The 1,919-nt window shown below is 56.4% G+C and carries 1 rRNA gene; it reads left to right on the plus strand.

Annotated features, from left to right (window positions below):
• Positions 1 to 1,919, plus strand: a 23S ribosomal RNA gene (locus QR64_RS00005); the annotation flags it as partial.

The raw sequence follows: 1,919 nt of genomic DNA on the forward strand, positions 1-1,919 counted from the left end.
TACCCGAGTAGCACCGGGCCCGTGAAATCCGGTGTGAATCTGTCGGGACCACCCGATAAGCCTGAATACTCCCTGGTGACCGATAGCGGACTAGTACCGTGAGGGAAAGGTGAAAAGTACCCCGGGAGGGGAGTGAAATAGTACCTGAAACCGTGCGCTTACAATCCGTCAGAGCCGATGCACGATTCAGTTCGTGGTGGGTGATGGCGTGCCTTTTGAAGAATGAGCCTGCGAGTTAGTGGCATGTCGCGAGGTTAACCCGTGTGGGGTAGTCGTAGCGAAAGCGAGTCCGAATAGGGCGCATGTAGTGGCATGTTCTAGACCCGAAGCGGAGTGATCTACCCATGGCCAGGGTGAAGCGATGGTAAGACGTCGTGGAGGCCCGAACCCACTTAGGTTGAAAACTGAGGGGATGAGTTGTGGGTAGGGGTGAAAGGCCAATCAAACTCCGTGATAGCTGGTTCTCCCCGAAATGCATTTAGGTGCAGCGTCGCGTGTTTCTCACCGGAGGTAGAGCTACTGGATGGTCTAGGGGGCCCACAAGCTTACCGAAATCAGCCAAACTCCGAATGCCGGTGAGTGAGAGCGCGGCAGTGAGACTGCGGGGGATAAGCTTCGTAGTCGAGAGGGAAACAGCCCAGATCGCCGGCTAAGGCCCCTAAGCGTGTACTAAGTGGAAAAGGATGTGGGATCGCTGAGACAACCAGGAGGTTGGCTTAGAAGCAGCCACCCTTGAAAGAGTGCGTAATAGCTCACTGGTCAAGTGGTTCTGCGCCGACAATGTAGCGGGGCTCAAGTACACCGCCGAAGCCGCGGCACTCACACAACACCCATTCGTTCCTGCGGGAACGTGTGCAGTGGTGTGGGTGGGTAGGGGAGCGTCGTGCAGCCGTGGAAGCGCCGGAGTGATCCAGGTGTGGAGGCTGCGCGAGTGAGAATGCAGGCATGAGTAGCGAAAGACGAGTGAGAAACTCGTCCGCCGGATGACCAAGGGTTCCTGGGCCAGGTTAATCCGCCCAGGGTGAGTCGGGACCTAAGGCGAGGCCGACAGGCGTAGTCGATGGACAACGGGTTGATATTCCCGTACCCGTGTATCCGCGCCCAATGGCGAATCAGTTGTGCTAACCGTCCAAAAGTTTCCGCTGTTCCTTCGGGAACTGTGGGGATGGCTGCACGGGACCCTGATTGTAGTAGTCAAGCGATGGGGTGACGCAGGAAGGTAGCTGGGCCAGGTGATGGAGTACCTGGTGTAAGCCGGTAGGGCGAATGGTAGGCAAATCCGCCGTTCATACAGCCTGAGAGGTGATGCGTACCCGTTGAGGGGAATTCAGTGATCCTATGCTGCCGAGAAAAGCCTCTAGTGAGTTGGTACACGGCCCGTACCCCAAACCGACACAGGTGGTCAGGTAGAGAATACCGAGGCGATCGAGAGAACTGTGGTTAAGGAACTCGGCAAAATGCCCCCGTAACTTCGGGAGAAGGGGGACCACGCCCGGTGACGGCCCTTGCGGTCCGAGCTGGGGGTGGTCGCAGAGACCAGAGAGAAGCGACTGTTTACTAAAAACACAGGTCCGTGCGAAGTCGTAAGACGATGTATACGGACTGACGCCTGCCCGGTGCTGGAAGGTTAAGAGGACCGGTTAGCGGAGCAATCCGCGAAGCTGAGAATTTAAGCCCCAGTAAACGGCGGTGGTAACTATAACCATCCTAAGGTAGCGAAATTCCTTGTCGGGTAAGTTCCGACCTGCACGAATGGCGTAACGACTTCTCTGCTGTCTCGACCACAGACTCGGCGAAATTGCATTACGAGTAAAGATGCTCGTTACGCGCGGCAGGACGAAAAGACCCCGGGACCTTCACTATAGCTTGGTATTGGTGTTCGGTTCGGTTTGTGTAGGATAGGTGGGAGACTGTGAAGC

The sequence above is a fragment of the Rhodococcus sp. Chr-9 genome, assembly GCF_000801125.1.
In the GTDB taxonomy this organism is placed as follows: domain Bacteria; phylum Actinomycetota; class Actinomycetes; order Mycobacteriales; family Mycobacteriaceae; genus Rhodococcus; species Rhodococcus pyridinivorans.